The organism is Ochrovirga pacifica (assembly GCF_000220525.1).
GTDB classification, from domain to species: Bacteria; Bacteroidota; Bacteroidia; order Flavobacteriales; family Flavobacteriaceae; genus Ochrovirga; species Ochrovirga pacifica.
In genome coordinates, this window is sequence record NZ_AFPK01000035.1 from 55,758 (window position 1) to 76,900 (window position 21,143).

At 33.6% G+C, this 21,143-nt stretch carries 20 protein-coding genes; 17 read left to right on the forward strand and 3 right to left on the reverse strand.

What is annotated here, in order from left to right; translation table 11 throughout:
- Window positions 1–22: 22 nt before the first annotated feature.
- Window positions 23–2,809, reverse strand: a complete 2,787-nt coding sequence (uvrA, locus tag FS85_RS0106740) for an excinuclease ABC subunit UvrA (RefSeq protein ID WP_010135367.1) — start codon at window positions 2,807–2,809, stop codon at window positions 23–25.
- Window positions 2,810–2,973: 164 nt separating this feature from the next.
- Here uvrA and FS85_RS0106745 point away from each other — a divergent pair, with 164 nt between their 5' ends.
- From FS85_RS0106745 to FS85_RS16725, 3 genes are all read left to right on the forward strand, one after another.
- Complete coding sequence (locus FS85_RS0106745; protein ID WP_010135368.1) at window positions 2,974–4,149, forward strand: LamG domain-containing protein; 1,176 nt, start codon at window positions 2,974–2,976, stop codon at window positions 4,147–4,149.
- Window positions 4,150–4,296: 147 nt separating this feature from the next.
- Window positions 4,297–4,887 carry an RNA polymerase sigma factor gene (locus tag FS85_RS0106750; RefSeq protein WP_010135369.1) on the forward strand — a complete coding sequence of 197 codons (591 nt, stop codon included), beginning with the start codon at window positions 4,297–4,299 and terminating at the stop codon, window positions 4,885–4,887.
- A 54-nt stretch (window positions 4,888–4,941) separates the two neighbouring features.
- Complete coding sequence (locus FS85_RS16725) at window positions 4,942–5,097, forward strand: hypothetical protein (RefSeq protein ID WP_160162392.1); 156 nt, start codon at window positions 4,942–4,944, stop codon at window positions 5,095–5,097.
- A 58-nt stretch (window positions 5,098–5,155) separates the two neighbouring features.
- Here FS85_RS16725 and FS85_RS0106760 read toward each other — a convergent pair whose 3' ends face one another.
- Together FS85_RS0106760 and FS85_RS0106765 are read right to left on the reverse strand one after the other, a co-directional pair.
- Window positions 5,156–5,815, reverse strand: coding sequence for an endonuclease III domain-containing protein (locus FS85_RS0106760; protein WP_029489313.1), 660 nt, complete (start codon window positions 5,813–5,815; stop codon window positions 5,156–5,158).
- A gap of 2 nt (window positions 5,816–5,817) precedes the next feature.
- The gene (locus FS85_RS0106765) at window positions 5,818–9,864 is read right to left on the reverse strand and encodes an FG-GAP-like repeat-containing protein (RefSeq protein ID WP_010135371.1); all 4,047 of its coding nucleotides are present in this window, start codon (window positions 9,862–9,864) and stop codon (window positions 5,818–5,820) included.
- A 130-nt stretch (window positions 9,865–9,994) separates the two neighbouring features.
- On the opposite strand from FS85_RS0106765, the gene FS85_RS16095 reads away from it, so the two are divergent.
- The 14 genes from FS85_RS16095 (at window position 9,995) to priA (ending at window position 21,049) form a co-directional block, all read left to right on the forward strand.
- Entirely contained in the window at window positions 9,995–11,230 is a 1,236-nt protein-coding gene (locus FS85_RS16095; protein ID WP_010135372.1) for an MFS transporter, read from the forward strand.
- Window positions 11,231–11,318: 88 nt separating this feature from the next.
- Window positions 11,319–11,771: a thioredoxin-dependent thiol peroxidase gene (gene bcp, locus FS85_RS0106780; RefSeq protein ID WP_010135373.1), complete on the forward strand. Its 453-nt coding sequence runs from the start codon at window positions 11,319–11,321 to the stop codon at window positions 11,769–11,771.
- Between the two features lie 5 nt (window positions 11,772–11,776).
- On the forward strand, window positions 11,777–12,313 hold the full coding sequence (gene idi / locus FS85_RS0106785) for an isopentenyl-diphosphate Delta-isomerase (protein WP_010135374.1): 537 nt from the start codon (window positions 11,777–11,779) through the stop codon (window positions 12,311–12,313).
- Window positions 12,294–12,509 (forward strand): hypothetical protein, encoded by a 216-nt coding sequence (locus FS85_RS0106790; RefSeq protein WP_010135375.1) that lies wholly within the window; start codon window positions 12,294–12,296, stop codon window positions 12,507–12,509. Before idi ends, FS85_RS0106790 begins: the two co-directional genes overlap by 20 nt.
- A gap of 2 nt (window positions 12,510–12,511) precedes the next feature.
- Window positions 12,512–12,922, forward strand: a complete 411-nt coding sequence (locus tag FS85_RS0106795) for a 6-pyruvoyl trahydropterin synthase family protein (RefSeq protein ID WP_010135376.1) — start codon at window positions 12,512–12,514, stop codon at window positions 12,920–12,922.
- 12 nt (window positions 12,923–12,934) lie between these two features.
- Entirely contained in the window at window positions 12,935–13,672 is a 738-nt protein-coding gene (gene kdsB / locus FS85_RS0106800; RefSeq protein ID WP_010135378.1) for a 3-deoxy-manno-octulosonate cytidylyltransferase, read from the forward strand.
- Window positions 13,662–14,348: an HAD family hydrolase gene (locus FS85_RS0106805; protein WP_010135380.1), complete on the forward strand. Its 687-nt coding sequence runs from the start codon at window positions 13,662–13,664 to the stop codon at window positions 14,346–14,348. Before kdsB ends, FS85_RS0106805 begins: the two co-directional genes overlap by 11 nt.
- Before the next feature lie 75 nt (window positions 14,349–14,423).
- Window positions 14,424–14,621 (forward strand): hypothetical protein, encoded by a 198-nt coding sequence (locus tag FS85_RS0106810; RefSeq protein ID WP_010135381.1) that lies wholly within the window; start codon window positions 14,424–14,426, stop codon window positions 14,619–14,621.
- 57 nt (window positions 14,622–14,678) lie between these two features.
- Entirely contained in the window at window positions 14,679–15,056 is a 378-nt protein-coding gene (locus FS85_RS16100; RefSeq protein ID WP_010135382.1) for a hypothetical protein, read from the forward strand.
- A 63-nt stretch (window positions 15,057–15,119) separates the two neighbouring features.
- Window positions 15,120–16,046, forward strand: coding sequence for an MbnP family protein (locus FS85_RS0106820; protein ID WP_029489314.1), 927 nt, complete (start codon window positions 15,120–15,122; stop codon window positions 16,044–16,046).
- Window positions 16,047–16,102: 56 nt separating this feature from the next.
- Entirely contained in the window at window positions 16,103–17,209 is a 1,107-nt protein-coding gene (locus FS85_RS0106825) for a cytochrome-c peroxidase (protein WP_029489315.1), read from the forward strand.
- 7 nt (window positions 17,210–17,216) lie between these two features.
- Window positions 17,217–18,083 (forward strand): transporter family protein, encoded by an 867-nt coding sequence (locus FS85_RS0106830; protein WP_010135385.1) that lies wholly within the window; start codon window positions 17,217–17,219, stop codon window positions 18,081–18,083.
- A 172-nt stretch (window positions 18,084–18,255) separates the two neighbouring features.
- Window positions 18,256–18,507 carry a hypothetical protein gene (locus FS85_RS0106835; protein ID WP_139062168.1) on the forward strand — a complete coding sequence of 84 codons (252 nt, stop codon included), beginning with the start codon at window positions 18,256–18,258 and terminating at the stop codon, window positions 18,505–18,507.
- An 82-nt stretch (window positions 18,508–18,589) separates the two neighbouring features.
- Complete coding sequence (gene priA, locus FS85_RS0106840) at window positions 18,590–21,049, forward strand: replication restart helicase PriA (protein WP_010135387.1); 2,460 nt, start codon at window positions 18,590–18,592, stop codon at window positions 21,047–21,049.
- The last annotated feature ends 94 nt before the right edge of the window (window positions 21,050–21,143 follow it).

The window sequence follows — 21,143 nt, forward strand, 5'->3', positions numbered from 1 at the left end:
ATTTTTTTGATAGCCTTTGTTTTTAAATTTTATCTCTTAAAAAAGAAGCAGTGTAAGAGTCTTTGTGGTTTACAAGATCCTCGGGGGTTCCTGAAAATAAAAGATTTCCTCCTTTTTTACCTCCGTCTTTTCCTATATCAACAATGTAGTCGGCACATTTTATAAAGTCGATGTTGTGTTCTATCACAATTAAAGAATGTCCGTTGTCTATTAAAGCATTCATAGAGGATAGTAATTTTTTTATATCATGAAAATGAAGCCCTGTGGTAGGTTCATCAAAAATAAATAAGGTAGGTTCTTGCCTACTTCCTTTAACTAAGTACGAAGCTAGCTTTATACGTTGTGCCTCTCCGCCAGATAAGGTTGATGAAGATTGTCCTAAAGCAACGTATCCTAAGCCTACATCTTGCAAAGGTTGAAGTTTATTGCTAATTTTAGTTTGCTTGTGTTGCTTAAAAAAGGAAATTGCCTGATCTATAGATAAGCTAAGTATGTCATCTATGTTTTTATCGTGGAATTTAACTTCTAGTACTTCTTTCTGAAAACGTTTTCCTTCACAAACTTCACAAGGCAAGTGTACATCTGCCATAAACTGCATTTCTATAGTAACTTCACCTTCTCCTTTACAGGTATCACATCGACCACCATCTACATTAAAAGAAAAATGCTTGGGTTGGTAATTTCTTATTTTTGAGAGCTTTTCGTTGGCAAAAAGTGCACGAATATCATCGTAAGCTTTGATGTAGGTTACAGGGTTGGATCGAGAAGATTTACCGATAGGGTTTTGATCGATAAATTGAATATTTTTTAGACTGTCTAAATCCCCATTGACTTCGGTTACTTGTCCAATTTTATCTCCCATTCCAAACAAGTGTTTTTGTATGGATGGGTATATAATGTCTCTTACCAAAGTACTTTTACCACTACCAGAAACTCCTGTAATTACAGTTAAACAACGTAAGGGAATGGTTACATCTATATTTTTTAGGTTGTTTTCTCTGGCTCCATGTACTTGTATGTTGTGCTTAGAAGTTCTTCTTTTTTTAGGAATAGAAATTTCTTCTTTACCACTTAAATAATTGGCTGTATGGGTATGGGTTTTTAAAATTTCATCATAAGTACCTTGTGCAACCAATTCACCTCCAAATACTCCTGCGTTGGGACCTATATCAATAATGTAGTCTGCCTGTTTCATAATATCTTCGTCATGTTCAACTACAATCACCGTATTTCCTAAATCTCGTAATTGTTTTAATACTTCAATTAATTTTAAGCTGTCTTTTGGATGCAAGCCAATACTGGGTTCATCTAAAATATACATAGACCCTACCAAACTACTTCCCAAAGATGTGGCTAGGTTGATTCGCTGACTTTCTCCTCCTGATAGTGTGTTAGAAGCTCTGTTTAAGGTTAAGTAGCCCAAACCTACTTTGTCTAAAAATCCCAATCGGTTGTGAATCTCTACCAGCAATCTTTTAGCAATTGCAGCATCGTATTCGTTTAGCGATAATTCTTTCATAAATACAGAAAGTTCATCAATAGGTAGGTTGATAAGCTGATTTAATGTTTTATTACCAACAAATACATTGTTGGTCTCTGGACGTAAACGGGTTCCTTTACATGTAGTACATTTGGTTTTTCCGCGATAGCGAGAAAGCATTACACGGAACTGTATTTTGTAGCTTTTTTCTTCCAAATAGTTAAAAAAATCTTGAATTCCTTCAAAATGTTTGGTTCCGTTCCATACCAGTTCTTTTTGAGCTTCTGTTAGTTGAAACCAGGGCTTGTGAATGGGAATATCGTATTCAAAAGCATGTTTAACCAATTGTTTTTTGTATTCCGAGCTGCTTCCGCTTTTCCATGGAGCAATACAATCTTCGTAAATAGACAAAGAGGTATTGGGAATAACTAAGTCTTCATCAATTCCTATAACATTTCCATAACCCTCGCAAGTAGGACAAGCTCCGTAAGGGTTGTTAAAACTAAAAAAATGTGTATTGGGTTCTAGAAAAGTCATTCCATCCAGTTCAAATTTGTTACTAAACTCGCGACGGTTATGATCGGATAGGTGTTCTATAATACACATCCCTTTTCCTTCGTAGAATGCTGTTTGAATAGAATCTGCTAGGCGGTTGTAGTAATCATCATCATTTTTAATAACGATTCTATCAACAACTAAAAAAAGCTTTGTTTTACTACTTATTTTAGAATGATCTACTTCTTCAATTCGGTAAGTTTCATTATCAACTTTAATTCTGGCATATCCTTGTTGTACCAAAATTTGCATAGCTTTTTCTGAATCTCTATCTCCTAAATCGTAGGGGGCAAGTAGTAAAAGTTTGCTACGCTCTTCTAAAGATTTTAAGTATTGAATAACATCAGAAACAGTTTCTTTTTTTACTTCATTTCCTGAAATAGGAGAAATAGTTTTACCTATACGAGCATATAGCAGTTTTAAATAGTCGTAAATTTCGGTAGTAGTTCCTACAGTAGAACGTGGATTAGAAGAGTTTACTTTTTGTTCTATGGCTATGGCAGGAGCAATTCCCTTGATATAATCTACCTTAGGTTTGTTTAATTTTCCTAAAAACTGACGAGCATAAGATGATAAACTTTCTACATACCTACGTTGTCCTTCAGCGTATAAGGTATCAAAAGCTAAACTTGATTTTCCAGAACCCGAAAGACCTGTAATAACAACAAGTTTGTTTCTAGGAATGGCTACATCAATATTTTTTAGGTTGTGCAAACCTGCACCTTTAATAAGAATATACTCTTTACTTGATAATTGCTCTAATGTCTGAATCATGTCTAGTTTTCTTGACTTGTAAAATTATAATATTTGATTTTAGGAATGACTAGACTCATTGATAAAAAATCTATCAATTGATTTGTTCTAGCATTATGCGAATCTGTAACTGTTGTTTTTATGCATGGCATCTAATTTTGGAAACAGCTAAAAAAATCAAAAAAATGAAATTACAAAAAATAACAGTATTCGTTTTGGTACTGATGTTAGGTGCTTGCGGAAGTAATAAAAAAAGTACAGTTGCTACTAAAGAAAAAAACAACACAAAAGAAAGCGAATTACAGCAGACTCCAATACCAAATTATTTAGCCAATGAAAAATGGGAATTGCAATCGAACCTTTCTGATGATTTTAATTATGAGTTTAAACCCGTAAATGCTTTGGTGAATTTTGGAGGAAACAAATGGAAAAACTTTTACCATGCTGCTTGGGATGGACCAGGAGTTACTTATTGGAAATATGATAAAATTTCTGTAGATGGAAGTGACTTGATTATTAAATCAGACCGATGGAATCAAGCGAAAGAATCGAATCCTATTGCGAAATCTGTAAAAATGAATATGCCAAACAGTGGAATTAGTACAGGGTGTATAACCTCTACCAACAAAGTAAAATATCCTGTGTTTATAGAAGCAAAAGTTAGTGTAACCAATTTAGCATTGGCCTCAGATGTTTGGTTGCTAAGCCCTGATGCCACACAAGAAATAGATATTATAGAATGTTACGGAGGTAAGGAGCCTGGAAATGCTTATTTTGCTAAATCCATTCACGTAAGCAACCACTCGTTTATTAGAAAACCTTTTACGGATTATCAACCTAGAGATAAGGGAGCTTGGATTCAAAGAAAAGGTGTCGATAGCTGGGGGGAATATTGCAATGAGGTAAATGGAAAAAGAAGGTATGTAAGAGCAGGTGTGTACTGGAAAACTCCTTTTCATTTTGAACATTATATTGATGGAGAATTGATGCGAGTATTGCATCACAATGCAGTAGCAACCAAAGTTAATGGAGTGTGGGAATATGGCTACCCTACAATGACCAATGGTAAATTAGATGTAAAACAAGGAAAACAAAAAATCACTCAAACTGCTACATCGCAAGAGTTTGATATGAATTTGCTTCAAAAAGCTAGTGATATTTCTACTGTAAGTATTATTGATCCTTATGCATATCAAGGAGGAAAAGGTTATACTAAGGAATTGGATATTATTATTAATGTAGAGGCTCAGGACTGGCACGCAAAAGCAGGACGTATGCCAAGAGATATAGACTTAAAAGATCCTACCAAAAACAACGATATGAAGGTAGATTGGATTCGTGTTTTTAAACCAGTTCAATAACAGACAAAAAAACTTATAAAAGAAAGCGATTCGTTCATAGCGAATCGCTTTTTTTATGTTGTTGTGGTATATTTTTTGTAACCACTTAAAAAGAACATTTAATCCATAGCTATAGAAACAAAATTACTTAACTCAAAAAAAAAGATTATGAATTATTCATTAGCGGATTTAAGAGATGGACAGCTGGTATCGGAATACTGTAAAGGGAACGAAGCTTGTTTGGCTGTATTGATAGAGAGACATCAACAAAAAATATTTGGATTTATTTTGTCTAAAACGGCAGATAAAGAGTTGGCAAATGACCTTTTTCAAGATACGTTTGTAAAAATTATAAACACTTTAAAAAGAGGTAAATACAACGAAGAAGGAAAGTTTTTACCATGGGCTTTAAGAATTGCACACAACCTAACGATGGATTACTACCGTAGTAAGCAAAGGAAAAAAACACAATATGCTTCTGAAACATATGATGTGCTAGACTTTTTAGGAATTGAAGATGATGCAGGAGCTAGTAAAGTAGAGGAAGAAGAAACACTACAACAAATACTAGAAATGGTAGAAAACTTACCTAAAGACCAACAAAATGTGTTGAAAATGAGGATATTTATGGGGTTAAGTTTTAAAGAAATTGCAGAACAAACCAACGTTAGTATCAATACATCACTAGGTAGAATGCGATATGCATTGCTTAATTTAAGAAAGATTATTCAGGATAAAGAAATTGTTCTGTCCAATTAGTGCAATAATACATCTCTAATTCCGTTGATATAAGGAATGTTACGAACTATAGAGATGATTAAAAACTACTTAGATTATTTATTAAAAAGAAAAAAACTAACTCAGGAAAAGCCATCACCAGAGGTAGTTTCTTATTTGTTAAAGTATTCTCAATCTTTTGAAATAGCCAAGAGTACTTATTTAAAAAATGTCCGTTTGGACAAGAATTGATAAAATGTTTTACCTTTTTGATGTGTAAAAATTACCCAACAGGTGTAAATTTTACACATCATTTTTTTTGCTTCTTATCATATTCTTTCAAAACAGTTTTCCTTCCAATAGTTTTGGTGATGATATCATTTTCTAAATTCCAACCACGAGCAGGAGAGTATTCACGTCCGTAATAAATAATTTGTAAATGCAACTTGTTCCAAGTATGTTCAGGGAACAAACGTTTTGCATCTTTTTCAGTCTGCTCTACACTTTTTCCATTACTTAACCCCCAACGAAACATCAAACGGTGTATGTGGGTGTCTACAGCAAAAGCGGGAATGTTAAAGGCTTGACTCATAACAACACTTGCCGTTTTATGTCCTACAGCAGGCAAGGCTTCTAAATCTTTAAAATTAGCGGGTACTTGTCCATCGTGTTTGTCTATCAAAATTTGAGATAGGCCGTGAATTCCTTTTGATTTCATTGGAGACAATCCTACAGGCTTAATGATTTCACGGATTTCATCTACTGTTAGCTTTACCATATCGTAGGGATTGTCTGCTTTTTCAAACAATAAAGGTGTAATGGTGTTTACGCGAGCATCGGTACTTTGTGCAGACATCAATACGGCTATTAGTAGTGTGTAAGGGTCTTTATGATCTAACGGAATAGGAGTTTCTGGATAAAGATTTTCTAAAGTGTTGATTACAAAATTTACTTTTTCTTGTTTGGTCATCATTACTTAATTACAATTAGGGGTTTGCTACGGCCATTTATTTTTAAATAATAAATACCAGAGCTCATATTTTCGGGTAAAGATAGCACAGTGCTTTTGTTTGTAGAGTTGTATTCTATTTTTTTTGTAGGATGTGCTTGTCCTTGTATAGAAAATAAGGTAAATGTATCTGTTTGTTCAGAATTCAATATCTGTATTTGGTTGGTGTTTACTGGATTGGGACTAATTATAAAGTCGTTGGTGTTTTTGGTTTCCTGATGGCTACCATCAAAATAAGGCAAAGCATACTGATAACCAGCTTTTCCTACTTTTTCTCCAATCAATCGACCAGGTATGTCATCAGCAGGAGGGTGAATTCCTCCCCAAATTCTAGACAAACTAGTTTGATCTGATGCATCTCTGTAGGTTGCCCATTGTAAGGTGACATCTACCGATGGTCCTTTTTCAAAAACTAAAAACTCATCTTTTTTAGCAACAAACTCTCCGATACCTCCTGGAAAAAATGGATCTCCTGTAATCAAAGTCAACACTTCGGCAGCAGCTCTAGAAAAGGTAGAATGTCCTGAAACAAAACCAGCAAAAGGAGGAGTTACAAAAGAGGGTCTTTGATAAGGCCACCAATTTTTAGCTAAAATCCAACCTACACCAGCTATATCTTCTTTAGGATTCTGAATGTAGTCGTGCCCTCTCCAAGCTTTTACTTTTATTTTTCCCACATTTCTATTGTCAAATCCACTTAAAGGATCCCCTTCTTTAACCAATTCAATAAAACCTTCTTTTAAAGGAATTCCACCAGGATGATAGCGATCTAATTCAGGGTTACTACTTTGTCCTAATTTAGCCATGTATCTAATTGCTGAAATAGGTCTTACATAGTCCATCCAACCTTTAATACTCCATGCAGATATAGCAGCATCGTGCATAGCACCTGCTAGAACAAAATAAGATTTTATATCCCATTCTAAGTCAGAGAGGACGTTGCCTGTGCCATTCCATTTTTTTTCTAACAAAGCATGGTCGCTTACGTGGTTTAAGATTGTAAACCAATGTCCAGGTGGAGTTTCAGAATCGGGGCCATCTGCCCAAAACTCAGCTAAAACTCTGGCGTAATCTGCTTTGGGAACTATTTGTTGTTGATAAGGTTGTTGAGTGTAGGGGTTAATGGAATGTCCTTTACTGATATCTCCTCCCTTTTCGTCTTTATAAAATAAAGGGTAGTCTTGGTATGAAAGGGGCATTTCATCTATAGAAATATTACCAATAGAAGCGGGTGAAATATCAATCAATACTCCATCATCAGGGTCTAAATGAGAACTCCATAAAGAGACCAAAGAAAAGTTCCACTTGTACATGCGACTGTTTGTGGTATTTTGTAAAGTATCTAGTTGTGGCGGAGTATCGGGCAAGTGATACGCATAATAAGTAGTTCCATTACGCACTAAAGTACTTTTATCTGCTTCGGTCAATGAAAAAGGAATTACATTCCCCCATTCTGGACTTAAAAAGTCAGGGGTACTTTTAGATACATTTCCACTTTGGTCTATAAACTTAGTAAAAGCTAAGGGTTGCCATCTATTGGGATCGTTAATTTTTAGGTTGTCTGCTCGGTCACTCAGCACTAGCTCTTTATTTGTAGGGAAATACTTTTTATTACGATAATCGTTCTCTTCGTTAGAACCGTCAGTAAATCCAAATTGAATGATTTGTTGTGCAATATAATTTCCCAAACAAGCTGCATCACCATTTTGGTAATCTACACAAGTATTTTCGGTGTTATAATTGAATTCTTGCATCAAAAGGTCAAATTTTTCTAAACTAACAGCTGCTCCAGGAGAATTTTTAAACCGATGAGTTAACAAACGGTAGAGGGCAAAAGAAATAGCTTTTTTTCTGTTTTCATCATTTTGAGTAGAAATGTCAAAGCCATCAAAATTACTTGAAAAATGATGAACGGTGTTTCCTATTAAATAGGGGGTAGCTGTAGGTGAAAAAATAGCCCAAGCATCGTACATAGCAATGGATGAATGAAATAAATTTCTTGCGTGTACTGTAGGTCTAGCATAATCGTTTCGTATGGCTGTAAGTAGAGCTTCGTTCCACAAACGAGCAATACTGCTGTTCTTTTCTTGGGTATTGGCAGATAAACTTACGTCTAATATAGTTTCTTTAGAAGTACAATTGTTATTGGTAGTAACAACAGCTACTTTTCCTGTTTTTTCTAATTCCCACTTTACTGTAATTTGATGGGTTCCATGCCCTTTAATTATGGTTCCTCCTTGAACATTCCAGTTAAATTTAACGTTTTCTAAAGCAGGATACGTATAGGTTTCTTCTTTTAAGAATGTGGAGTTTGTAGCTCCTTGTATGGTAGAATTAGATAGGTACGTACAAGAACCATCATCATCTGTAGCTAGCGGATTGTAGGTACAAGAGTTAGGGTCTGTACACCCTTTTATTTTTTTTGATGAATTAATAGCCAATGATTGATAACCTTGTGCTTCGATAAATTTATATTCTTGATTGCTATCTAAATCTTGATAAGTTTCTATAATGCCAGATGGCCATTTGATTTGTATTTCCAATATTTTTTTATCGCCTCCTAGACCAAAATGGACAGGTTTTATACTTTGTGAAATAAAACTTACTCCGTTATAATATCGTTTGTATAGGTTGTCTTTTGTTTTTAGAGTAATTTCTGTGCCATAAGCATTTTTATTAGATGTAGTACCTTGTAGATGAATTTTAACCCAAGTATAGGAAGTGTCTTCGCTATTAATAGTTTGATTTTGGAAAAAATAAGGTTTAGAAAATGAGTTGGTAATAAGCAAGTCTAGATCCCCATCATTATCGTAATCAAAACTTAAGACTTCGGAGCTAATGGAAGTTTCTTCAAAACCTATTGTTTGGCTAAGTTCTGTAAAAAAGGAAAAACCTTGTTGATGTTGATTTTGGAAATACATGTTTTTTAACGGTTTTCCAAAAGAAGAACCATTTGCAATAACAATATCCTCATCACCATCCAAATCAAAATCATCAAAGGTGCAACCCCAGGACCAATAGCCAGGCCATTCAACTTCTTCGGGAATGGTAATTCTATTGTTATTTGTAACATCAGAAAACTGTTGGAAACCGTTGTTTTTTAAAAGAATATTTTCATTAATTCCTGTAATAAAAAAATCAAAATGACCATCTAGATTAAAGTCATTCATAACAATTGCCATATCATCCATTGTATTGTTTAATCCATAGTTGCTAGCCTCCTCGGTAAACTTCGTTTTTTTGTTTATATATAGACCATTCTCTTTTTTTAAGTCATTAGAAATGTATAAATCTAGCAGGTTATCTTTGTTAAAATCAAAAGGAAACATTGTGTAGCTAGGGTGTTGATCTGTAGGTAAGCTGTTTGTTTTTTGAGTAATGTTTTTAAAAGTACCATCTCCATTATTTTCGTAAAAGGTATTTTGATTGCAACCTTTCCAGTCGTTTATAAATAGGTCTAAAAAACCATCATTATTATAATCAAACCAAGTAGCTCCTGTGTTGTTACAACCATTGTTTTTTGTAATTCCAGCAGCATTGGTTACTTCTGTAAAAGTTCCATCTTTTTGATTTTTAAATAGTTGTACTTTTTTGTTATGAGTAAGTAGCAAATCAGGAAAACCATCGTTATTGTAGTCTCCCCAAAAAGAACCAAATTTGTAACCTTCCAAACCTACTTTGCTCAATTCAGAATCGTCTATACCATCGTAAGGATACAATTCTGTAAGCCCCGAAGATGCAGTAATATCAACAAACTTACCATTGTTTTCATTTCTAAATAATCGACTATTAGTTTTGTTTATTCCATTTTTGTCTTTGTGTTTAGAAACCACAAATAAATCTAAATCATTGTCCAAATCTATATCAGCAGTAGAAACACTATTATTATCTTGTAAAATACCAAGTCCTGAAGAAAATTCAATCCTTTTAAATTGTTGTGCATGGCTTTTAGTAGCAACAATAAATAATAAAAAGGTGTTGAAAATTAGTTTTATTTGAGTTGTTGTCATCTATATGGGTGATTTGATGCATGTTGATAAAAATAAACAAATCAAACATAGTATAAAAATGAAAAAACAAACAACAGATATGGCCTGTAAAAACAGACTTTTTGCTAGGTAATTCTCTATATTTACCCACATGATAAAAAAGTTTATTCCAGCGTATTTGTTAACCTTTGTAAACGTTTTAGGTTTTAGCTTATTAATGCCTATTTTACCTTTTATTGTGCAAAGTTACCAAGCTCCAAAATGGGTGTTTGGATTGTTAATTACTTTGTATAGTGCATTTCAATTTATTGGTGCTCCGTGGCTAGGTTCCATGTCTGATGTATATGGAAGAAAACCCATATTGTTGCTAAGTCAGGCAGGAACTTTACTTAGCTGGATTGTTTTTATCATTGCTTTATTGCTTCCTGATTTTTCTATTTGGGGATTTGCTTTTCCTTTGTGGATTGTGGCTCTGTCTAGAATATTGGATGGAATTACAGGAGGAAATTCTTCTGTAGCCAATGCTTATGTGAGCGACTTGACTACCAAACAAGAAAAATCGTATATTTTTGGCTATTTGGGGGGGATTGCAGGAATAGGAATGATTGTAGGGCCTGGATTAGGAGGAATAACTGCAGCAACCTCTCTTGGGTACAAAGGCACTTTAATTACTTCTGTGCTTATATCAAGTGTTACCTTATTTACGATTTTTAAATGGTTAGAAGAAACACACCCTAAAGAGAAAAGAAACAAAACTTACACGCTCGATTTCTGGGAGATGATTTACATTCCTAAAAGAATAAAAAAAGTACAACCGTCCCCTTTAATTAAGGTACTTTTTTCTATGAAATTTTTCTTTTCTGCCATGATGGGATTTTATATAGGAACCATGGCTTTGTACTTGGTAGACTTGTTTGCTTTTGATGTAAAAGAACTTGGATATTTTATGTTGTTTATAGGTTTGTTCTTGTCTTTTAATCAGGCTTTTATGTCTAAGTTTTTTATTCAGAAACTGGGAGCATTTAAAACCTTAGTGTTAGGCCTTATATTTTGTGTTTTAGGGCTAATAGCCATTACTTTAACCAACTCAATACTCCTATTTATACCCTATTATTACGTATTAAATTTAGGCTTATCTTTGTGCTTTCCTGTATTCAATTCGCTCATATCTGTTAATGCCAATCCGTTAAAACAAGGAGAAATTATGGGAATAAGCGAAGGAATCAATTCTTTATGCATGGCTTGTTTTCCTGTAATATCTGCTTTAATTTATTCTTATATAGGCGGACAATTGTACAGATGGTTAACCATTATGCCTTTATTGGCATTGCTGTTTGCAGTTGTAGGAGTAAAAAAATATGGCAAACAAACTTTTCAAGCTTCTTAAGAATCATTATCAAATAGAAGAATACTATCAATAAATTTAGCAAGCTACACAGTTTGTCTATATTTGTATTAACTAAAAATATTTAAAGATGAACATGTTAAAAGTAGGAGACAAAGCCCCTAATTTTACCTCAACAAACCAAAACGGAGACGAAGTAAAATTAAGTGATTTTGCAGGGAAAAAGTTAGTTGTTTTCTTTTATCCAAAAGCAAGTACTCCAGGTTGTACAACAGAAGCTTGTAACCTTAGAGATCATTACCAAACATTTTTAGCACAAGGTTATGAAGTTGTTGGAGTAAGTGCAGATTCTGTAAAAAGACAATTTAACTTTGCCAACAAAAACGAACTTCCATTTTCTCTTTTGGCTGATGAGGATAAAGAAATTATCAATGCTTTTGGCGTTTGGGGACCTAAAAAGTTTATGGGAAAAGAATATGATGGAATTCATAGAACTACTTTTGTTATAGACGAAAATGGTGTAATTATTGAAGTAATAGCCAAAGTAAAAACCAAAGAGCATACTGCTCAAATTCTAAAATAAAAAGAATGGAACAAGTTATACTTGTAAATGAAAAGGATGAACAAATAGGAGTGATGGAAAAAATAGAAGCACACGAAAAAGCTTTATTACACAGAGCTTTTTCGGTTTTTATTTTTAATAATCAAGGCGAGTTAATGCTACAGCAAAGAGCAGCACACAAATATCATTCTCCTTTATTGTGGACTAATACATGCTGCAGTCATCAAAAAGTAGGAGAAACGAACGTACAAGCTGGAAAAAGAAGATTGCAAGAAGAGATGGGTTTTTCTACAAACTTAAAAGAAGTATGTTCTTTTATTTACAAAGCTCCTTTTGATAATGGATTAACAGAACACGAATTTGATTATGTGTTGCTAGGAACCTACAATAAAAAACCAGCTTTAAATCCTGAGGAAGCCGCAGCGTACAAATGGATGAAATTAGAGGATGTAAAAAAAGACATGCAAAAAAATCCGCAAATTTATACAGCCTGGTTTTTGATCATATTTGAAAAATTTTACGAATATATCAGCCAAAATCAAAATGAGTTGGAAAAGAATTAGAGTTAAATTTTTGGTAGGAATTTTATTCTCAGCTATTGCCATAGCTGTGTATTCTTATGTAACATATGGTAGTGGTTTTGTAGATTATGTAATTTTAGCACCCAAAGAAATCCTTTCCGAGTTTGTGTTGTTTTTTTTGTTGGGATACATAGTTATCGGAAATTCATTTGCACCACCAGACGATAGAAGAAATTAAACATGGAAATAACAGTACATAGAGTTGCTTATTTTAATGCTGCACATAGATTGTTTCGAAAAGATTGGAACGATGAAAAAAATTTTCAAGTTTTTGGAAAATGTAGCAATCCCAATTACCACGGTCATAATTATGAGTTAGTCGTATCTGTAACAGGTCCTGTAGATCCAGAAACTGGCTTTGTGATGGATTTAAAAGTTTTAAAACGATTGATTAAAACAGAGGTTGAAGATGCTTTAGATCATAAAAATTTAAACTTAGAAATTCCTGAGTTTCAAGAAACCAATCCCACCGCAGAAAACATATCTATCTATATATGGAACAAACTGCGTAAGCACATTGCCAAACATCTAAAATTAGCAATAACTTTATACGAGACTCCTAGAAATTACGTAACTTATTCGGGAGAATAATACTCTTTATTTATGAAAGTAATAGCAATGATTCCTGCACGTTTGCAGGCATCAAGATTTCCAAAAAAGTTACTAAGAGATCTTTGTGGAAAAACTGTAATCACACGTACTTATCAAGCTACTGTAAATACAGGTTTGTTTGATGAGGTTTACGTGGTAACTGATAGTATTAAAATAAGGCAAGAAATTGAAGCTCATGGCGGAAATGTAATCATGAGTGTAAAGGAACATGAATGTGGTTCCGATAGAATTGCAGAAGCAGCAGATTTTGTTTCAGGAGATATTATTATCAATGTACAAGGAGATGAACCTTTTACTAGAAAAGAACCTTTGCAAGATTTAATCAATGTCTTTAAAAACGATATTCATGGAGAAATAGCAGTAGCTTCTTTGGTGCATACAATGGAAGATTGGGAGGAAATTGTAAACCCCAATAATGTAAAAGTTGTATTAGATGCCAACCAGTGTGCAATGTATTTTTCTAGAGCCCCTATACCACATCCTAGAGACAAGGAAGTAGAGGTAACGTACTACAAACACATAGGTATTTATGCTTTTAGACGTTTTGCTTTGCTCAATTTTCCAAACATGAAAATGCATCAAAACGAAGCAACTGAAAAGTTAGAGGGAATCCGATTTTTAGAACACGGAATGAAAATGAAAATGGTAGAAACTCCGTATAAAGTTGTAGGAATAGATACCCCAGAGGATTTAGAGAAAGCCAAAAAAATGGTAAAAAATGGCTTATAAAATCATTGCATTTGATGCAGACGATACTTTATGGGTAAATGAACCGTATTTTAGAGAGGCTGAAAATAAGTTTGCTAAGCTATTGCGTTATTACGAAACCGAAAATAAAATTCATCAAGAATTGTATAAGGTAATAACAGGAAACATCCCTTTGTATGGTTACGGTATCAAGAGCTGTATACTGTCTATGATACAATGTGCCACAGAATTGTCAAATAATCAATTGCCTTCTGAAATTGTACAGCAAATTTTAGACATCGGTAAGGAGATGCTAACCAAGCCTATAGAATTGTTACCAGATATAGAAAATGTACTAAAAACCTTATCCCAAAAGTATCAATTGATTGTGTTAACCAAAGGTGATTTGTTAGATCAAGAAAAAAAATTAGATAACTCAGGGCTGTTAAAGTACTTTCATCATGTAGAGGTAATGAGTGAAAAAAATGAAGCGGGATATCTTAGAATATTAAAACATTTAAATATAGAACCCAAAGAATTTTTAATGATAGGAAACTCCTTAAAGTCGGATGTTTTACCCGTTTTACAAATTGGTGCCAATGCTATTCACGTTCCGTTTGATAGTGAATGGAAGTTTGAAAAAGTTTCAAAAAAAGCAATGGATAATCACGATTATAAAACCTTAACATCAATCCGTAAAATTGTTGATTTTTTATAAATAGATAAAAAAATAAGCATCACAATACAATATTTTTGATTTTTTGAGGTTATATTTATGATAAAATTATAAAAAATGGCAAGAGAAATGTATAAGTACACGCTCACAGTATTAGAAAAGGTAAGTTTTGATACTACGTTGTTTGTCAATGAATTGAAGAAGGCAACAGAGCGTTTATTACCGCATGAGTTACAAGAGTTAAGGCTATGGTTAAATGGATATGTTTACAAACATCCGCATTTAAGTCCAGCCAGGCTCGTTCTTACAAACTAATTTATTTTTTCTAAAAATATATTATAGCATCAAAATCCTTTTTATATTTGCGTCGCAATGTTAAAAAGGATTTTTGTTTACATATTATTCATCGCTTTGGCTGCAAGACCTGCATATTTTGTAGGAACAGTAGCCTATTATGAAACACATGTAAAAGAAATCATTGAAAAATATTGTGTCAATACAGACAAACCACAATTGCAATGTAATGGACAATGTCATTTAGCCAAGCAATTAAATCCGGTTAATGAAAAAGCAGATACTTCCAAAGCGATTGTTGAACTTGCTACTGCTTTTTTTCCTGTATATTTTCAAACTATTACACCTACTGAAATTCCAGTGGCTCAAGATGTATTTGCTACATTTAATTACAGCTATCAATTTACATATCAATTTTTATTGTGTTCCAAAGTGCTTAAACCACCTATGGTCTAATTTTTAAATCTCAACAGACACCACTGTGTCTTTTTTTTACGATTCTCTCCATTAAGGAGAGGTATGAATTACTTATTTGATTTAAAAATTAATATAAAAATGTACAACTTAAAAAAAACGGCTTTACTAGCCTTTACCGCTATTACTTTATTTTCTTGTAACAACGATGACGATAACATCGATGATAAAAAATCAGAAGGAACTCATGTTTCTGCAGTTGTAAAATTTGATCACTCGTTAAGGTTAGGAGAATTATTAACCTTAAAAGACAAAGAAAATCAAGACCAAAGTATTAAGCTAACCAAGTTAAAATACATTATTTCTGATGTAAAAGTAACTGCAACTGACGGTAGTGAGTATGAAATTCCTAACAATGTAGGAGCTCAATTGGTAGATTTAGATCATTCAGATGACAATGGAATTGTAAAAACGTATTTTACTGGAATTCCTAACGGAAGCTACAAAAAAATAACTTTTACTGTAGGAGTAAGCAAAGAGGTCGCAGAAGGAGCTGCAGAAGCACAAGAAAGATTAATGGAATTGGCCGAAGCAGACATGCATTGGGATTGGAACCCAAACTCGTATATTTTTTCTAAAATAGAAGGTTCTAATACAAATACTGCTAGTACTACACCAACCAATTTACAAATTCACATTGGGGACAAAGGTGAAAACTTTGTAGGTTCTAGAGTGGTAAATTTAGAGTTTCCAGAAAATTTAACAGTGGCTACAAAAATTTCACCAAGTGTGCATTTAAAAGTATTTATCGAAAAAATATTTAATCCTAACGAGCCTGGACAATTTGTACCTTTTGATGGGGTTGCAGCTCATGGAGGTTCTGATGAAAATGCTATAAATTATGCAGATAATTTTGCCAATAGCATTGTGATAGATCACTTGCACGCAAATGAAGAAGCCATCAACTTAGAAGATGTAGAAGAACACGATCATTCTGAAGGAGACGGACACAGCCACAATCACACACATTAATCAACACCTAACAATCACAGCTGTACAGCCAGCTGTGATTGTTTTATTTTCTATGTATGAAATACACATTAGTTATTGTAACAGTGTGGTTAATGGTGTCTGGTTGTAGTGAGCATGAAATTGATATTGAACCTTTTGAAATTGCTTTTAAACAACCCGAAAATTTTCCAGAACCTACTTACAATTTTAAAAATAACAACATCACTACAGAGGGGTTTGTGTTAGGACGGAAGTTGTTTTATGATAACAAATTATCTTTAAACAATAGCATTAGCTGTGCAGAATGCCACAATCAATCTCATGCATTTACACATCATGGACATAATTTAAGTGAAGGAGTCCATGCAGGGGTTACAGGAACAAGAAATTCTCAGCCTACACAAAATCTAGCTTTTATGAAAGATTTTACTTGGGATGGATCTAAAAATCAATTGTTCGATCAACCGTTGATTCCTATTACAGAAAAAGTAGAAATGGATGAAACCATGAAGAATGTAGTGGCAAAGTTAAAAGCTGATGCTGTCTATCCAGAATTGTTTCAGAAGGTTTTTCAAAAAGAAGATGCCATTAGTAGTGTAAATATATTAAGTGCTTTAGAACAGTTTATGGGAGCTATGGTATCATCCAACTCAAAATACGATAAGTACGTACGAGGAGAAGCAGGAGGAACGTTTACCGAGTTAGAAAAAAAAGGTTTGGTTTTGTTTCAGCAAAAGTGTGCTACCTGCCATAGTGGTGAATTGTTTACCAATCAGGAGTATATTAATAATGGTATTGGAGAAAATCCTGCTTTGCCTACAGAAACAGGAAGAGCTAGAATTACATCACCCAACCCTTTTGCTACGGTAGAGGAGTTAAAACAGCGAGACGATTATTACCAATTTAAAGTGCCGAGTTTGCGTAATGTAAAAGTTACGTTTCCTTATATGCACGATGGTAGAATAGTGAGCTTAAAAATGGTATTGAACTTTTATGACGATGATACATTCCCTAAAATAACCAAGATGAAAAACTTGGATGACCGACTGATTCAGACCGTAAACGGAAAAGAAATTTTGGGAATTCCAATGACAGAAGAAGAAAAAACAGCCGTATTAGCTTTTTTGGAAACTTTAACAGATTACGAATTTATAAATGATAAGCGTTTTGCAAAACCTGAATAAAATAATTATGGGCTTAATAGCCCTTACAACAATCCAATTGCATGCCTGCGATGTCTGCGGATGTGGCTCTGGAAACAGCAGTAGTTTTGCCAATGTTTTAGGCGGAAATTACATAGGTTTTACCTACAATTATATGCATTTTCAATACATCCAAAGCAATGCCAATCCTAATATTCCCTTAGCAGATGATCATGTAAATACATTGAGTTTAACAGGACAATATCAAATAACAGATGCGTTCCAAGTAAGTGCTACTTTACCATACCGATTTAACAATCGTTATAAGAGTTCTGGTAAATTTAGCAATAATGGTATAGGAGATGTTAGTTTGGTAGGGTTATACAATGTATTGTCTGCAAAGAGCAATCATAGTTTAAGGATTGGAGCTGGGGTTAAAATGCCCACAGGGGAGTTTGATCTAAAAAACTCTAGCCTTAACCAAACTTCTGCAGCACAGTTGGGAACAGGAAGTTGGGATTTGTTATTGCCTTTACAATACAATTACAATGTAAACCAATGGTCTGTTAGTTTAAGTGCTATGTACTTTTTAAAAGGTAAAAATAAGGACGAGTTTAAGTTTGGTAACCAAACACAAATCAATATAAATACATCCTATGTATTTTCCGTTGCAACGGGTATGAGCGTAGCACCAATTGTGGGATTTAGTTACGATCACTTTTTGGCCTCGGAAAGATTTGATATTGTTGATGAACGAACCAAAGGTTATATGACCAATGCAAATATGGGAGTTCAGCTAGAAACCGAAAAGCTAGTTGTTGGAGTCAATGCACAACTGCCTCTGGATCAAAATTTAATAGACAACGAAGTGACCTTGAACTACGGACTGGGTTTATACACTTACTGGAAGTTTTAACAAAGGATCATAATCTAAGATAGATAAATATTTATCAGAATAATTCCTAAATTCAACGAGTTGATATTGATGCTAAACTCTGTTGATTTTGGTTGAATTTTTTTTGATTGAAATATGTGATTTTTGCTAAAAAAACCTTTAGTTTTAAGGGTACTTACAATGTATGCAAGCTATGAGAATACCTACTGTTTTACTGCTAAGTTTTTTAGACCGATGGAAGGAATTAAAAGAGTCTTCCGAAGGATTTGCTTGGTTTGTAAATGTGTTAAAAATTCCAATTATAATATTAATTACCGTTCAGTTGATAGTGATGGGAATTTTGTATTATATGAAAAGGAAAGACCTGCTGTATACCGCTATAGCAACCAATTTAATACTATTTTCAGTCATTTTTTTAACAATAATTTATATGATGTATTTCTAGTCTTGGATAGTTGTTATTTAAACATTAGAGGTTTTTAGGACGTGACGAAAACACTATCTTTGCTTTTGCAAAAAAAGAATCTGTGTTATTTCAAACGTATTTTGTTGATATCATTCTGCCCATTCCACTAGAAAAACAGTTTACTTACAGAATTACTGAATATGAAGCTGATTTTTTAAAAGTAGGAATGCGAGTGGCTGTTCCTTTTGGAAAAAATAAGATTCAGACAGGAATTGTATATAAAATTCACGAGCAAGAACCCAAAGCTTACGATGCCAAAGATATTTATCAAATATTAGATGACAGTCCTTTGATAAGCAATACACAACTAGCTTTGTGGGAATGGATAGCCAGTTATTATATGTGTTCTTTAGGAGAGGTTTTAAGAGCTGCCTTCCCTTCTGTTTTTTTGTTAGAAAGTGAAACGCTGGTTTTACCGAATACCAAGTTTCAAGAAGTCGATGAATTATCAGCAGATGAATATCTAATTTATGAAACTTTGCAAAAGCAATCTCAAGTTACCGTATCTCAAGTAATGAAGATGCTTTCTAAAAAAAGTGTGTTTCCTATTTTAAAAAACATGATTGCTAAAGAAGCAATCCAACTAAAAGAAGAAATTTACGAACAATACCAACCTAAAATGGTGGCTTATATTCGGTTGGCATCGCAATGGGAATCTGCAGACAAACTACAAGAATTGTTGTCTTTTTTATCTAGGTCAGAAAAACAACGAGCTTTGGTTTTGCACTACTTTACACTAAAAGCTAAAAAACAAGCAGTACCCATTACCAAAAAAGAACTGTTAGAAAGTTCAGAAATAAGTGCAGCGGTTTGTAAAGGTTTAGAAAATAAAGAGGTTTTAGAAGTTTACCATTTACAAACAGATCGAGTTTCTTTTGGAGAGGCTAGTGCTAAAATACCTGTTTTAAGTGAAGAGCAGGTAGAGGCTTTGTCAAAAATAAAAGCTCAGTTTTTAGAAAAAGAAGTTTGTTTGTTTCACGGTGTAACAGGTAGTGGAAAAACCGAGATTTATGTTCATTTAATACAACAAGCAATTGATAGAGGAGAACAAGTACTGTTTTTGGTTCCAGAAATTGCATTAACCACGCAGTTAATTTTTAGATTACAAAAATTTTTTGGTGATGAATTAGCGGTTTACCATTCCAAGTATTCGCTGAATGAGAGAGCTGAAGTTTGGTATCAAATATTAGAGCAATCTCCTAAAGCAAAAATTGTATTAGGTACTCGATCTGCAACCCTGCTTCCTTTTACTAATTTAGGACTAATTATTGCCGATGAAGAACACGAAACTTCTTACAAACAATTTGATCTAGCACCAAGATATCATGCAAGAGACACCGCAATTGTTTTAGCTAAAAAACAAAAAGCTAAAATTTTACTTGGATCTGCAACTCCAAGTTTAGAGTCTTATTACAATGCTAAAATAGACAAGTATGGTTTGGTGGTTCTAAAACGAAGATATGGTGCAATTCAACTACCTAAAATAGCGTTAATAGATATCAAAGAAAAACACAGAAAAAAACGTATGACAGGACATTTTTCTGATGTTTTGTTGCAAGAAATGGAAGCTGCATTGGAGTTAAAAGAACAAATTATCTTGTTTCAGAACCGAAGAGGTTATGCTCCTATGCTAGAGTGTAATACTTGTGGAGTAGCTCCTCAATGTCCTAATTGCGATGTTAGTTTAACAGAACATAAATTTAAAAAAGAACTCTGCTGTCATTATTGTGGTTACCACAGAGCTATTCCAAGACAATGCGATGCTTGCGGAAGTACTGATTTGTCTAGCAAAGGTTTTGGTACCGAACAAATAGAACAAGAGTTGTTAGGGTTGTTTCCAAATCACAAAATAGGAAGGTTAGACTTAGATACCACACGAGGAAAATATGGTTATCAAAAAATAATTGAAGCATTTCAATCTGCAGAAATAGATATTTTGGTGGGTACGCAAATGCTGTCTAAAGGTTTAGATTTTAGCAATGTTAGCTTGGTAGGAGTTTTGAACGCAGATAACATGCTTAATTTCCCCGATTTTAGAGCTCACGAACGTAGTTTTCAAATGCTAACACAGGTGGCAGGAAGAGCTGGTAGGGGAACCAAACAAGGAAAGGTTTTTATACAATCTTTTAATCCTTATCACCAAATACTACAACAAGTTACCACCAATGGCTACGAAGAAATGTTTAAAGAACAATATCACGAAAGAAGAAATTTTCATTATCCACCACATTATCGATTAATTCAAATTACGCTAAAACACAAAGATTACAATTTACTAGATCAAGGATCAGATTGGTTGTCTAAGTCTTTGGGCAATAGTTTTGGAAAAAATTTATTAGGACCAACAGTACCTTCTGTAGGTAGGGTAAGAAATATGTATATAAAACAATTAATAATTAAAATTCCTCCGCAACAATCTTTACAAGCTACCAAAGAGTACATAAAAAAAGTGCGTGTAATGTTTGAATCTATTGGTCGATTTAGAAGTATTAGAATCAACATAGATGTCGATGCATATTGATTTGTTTTTGTGAATTAATTTCTATCAAAAATCAAAAAAGAACATTCTTATTACGTATTTTTGTAGGGCTAAAAAAAAATAGCAATACGCAACT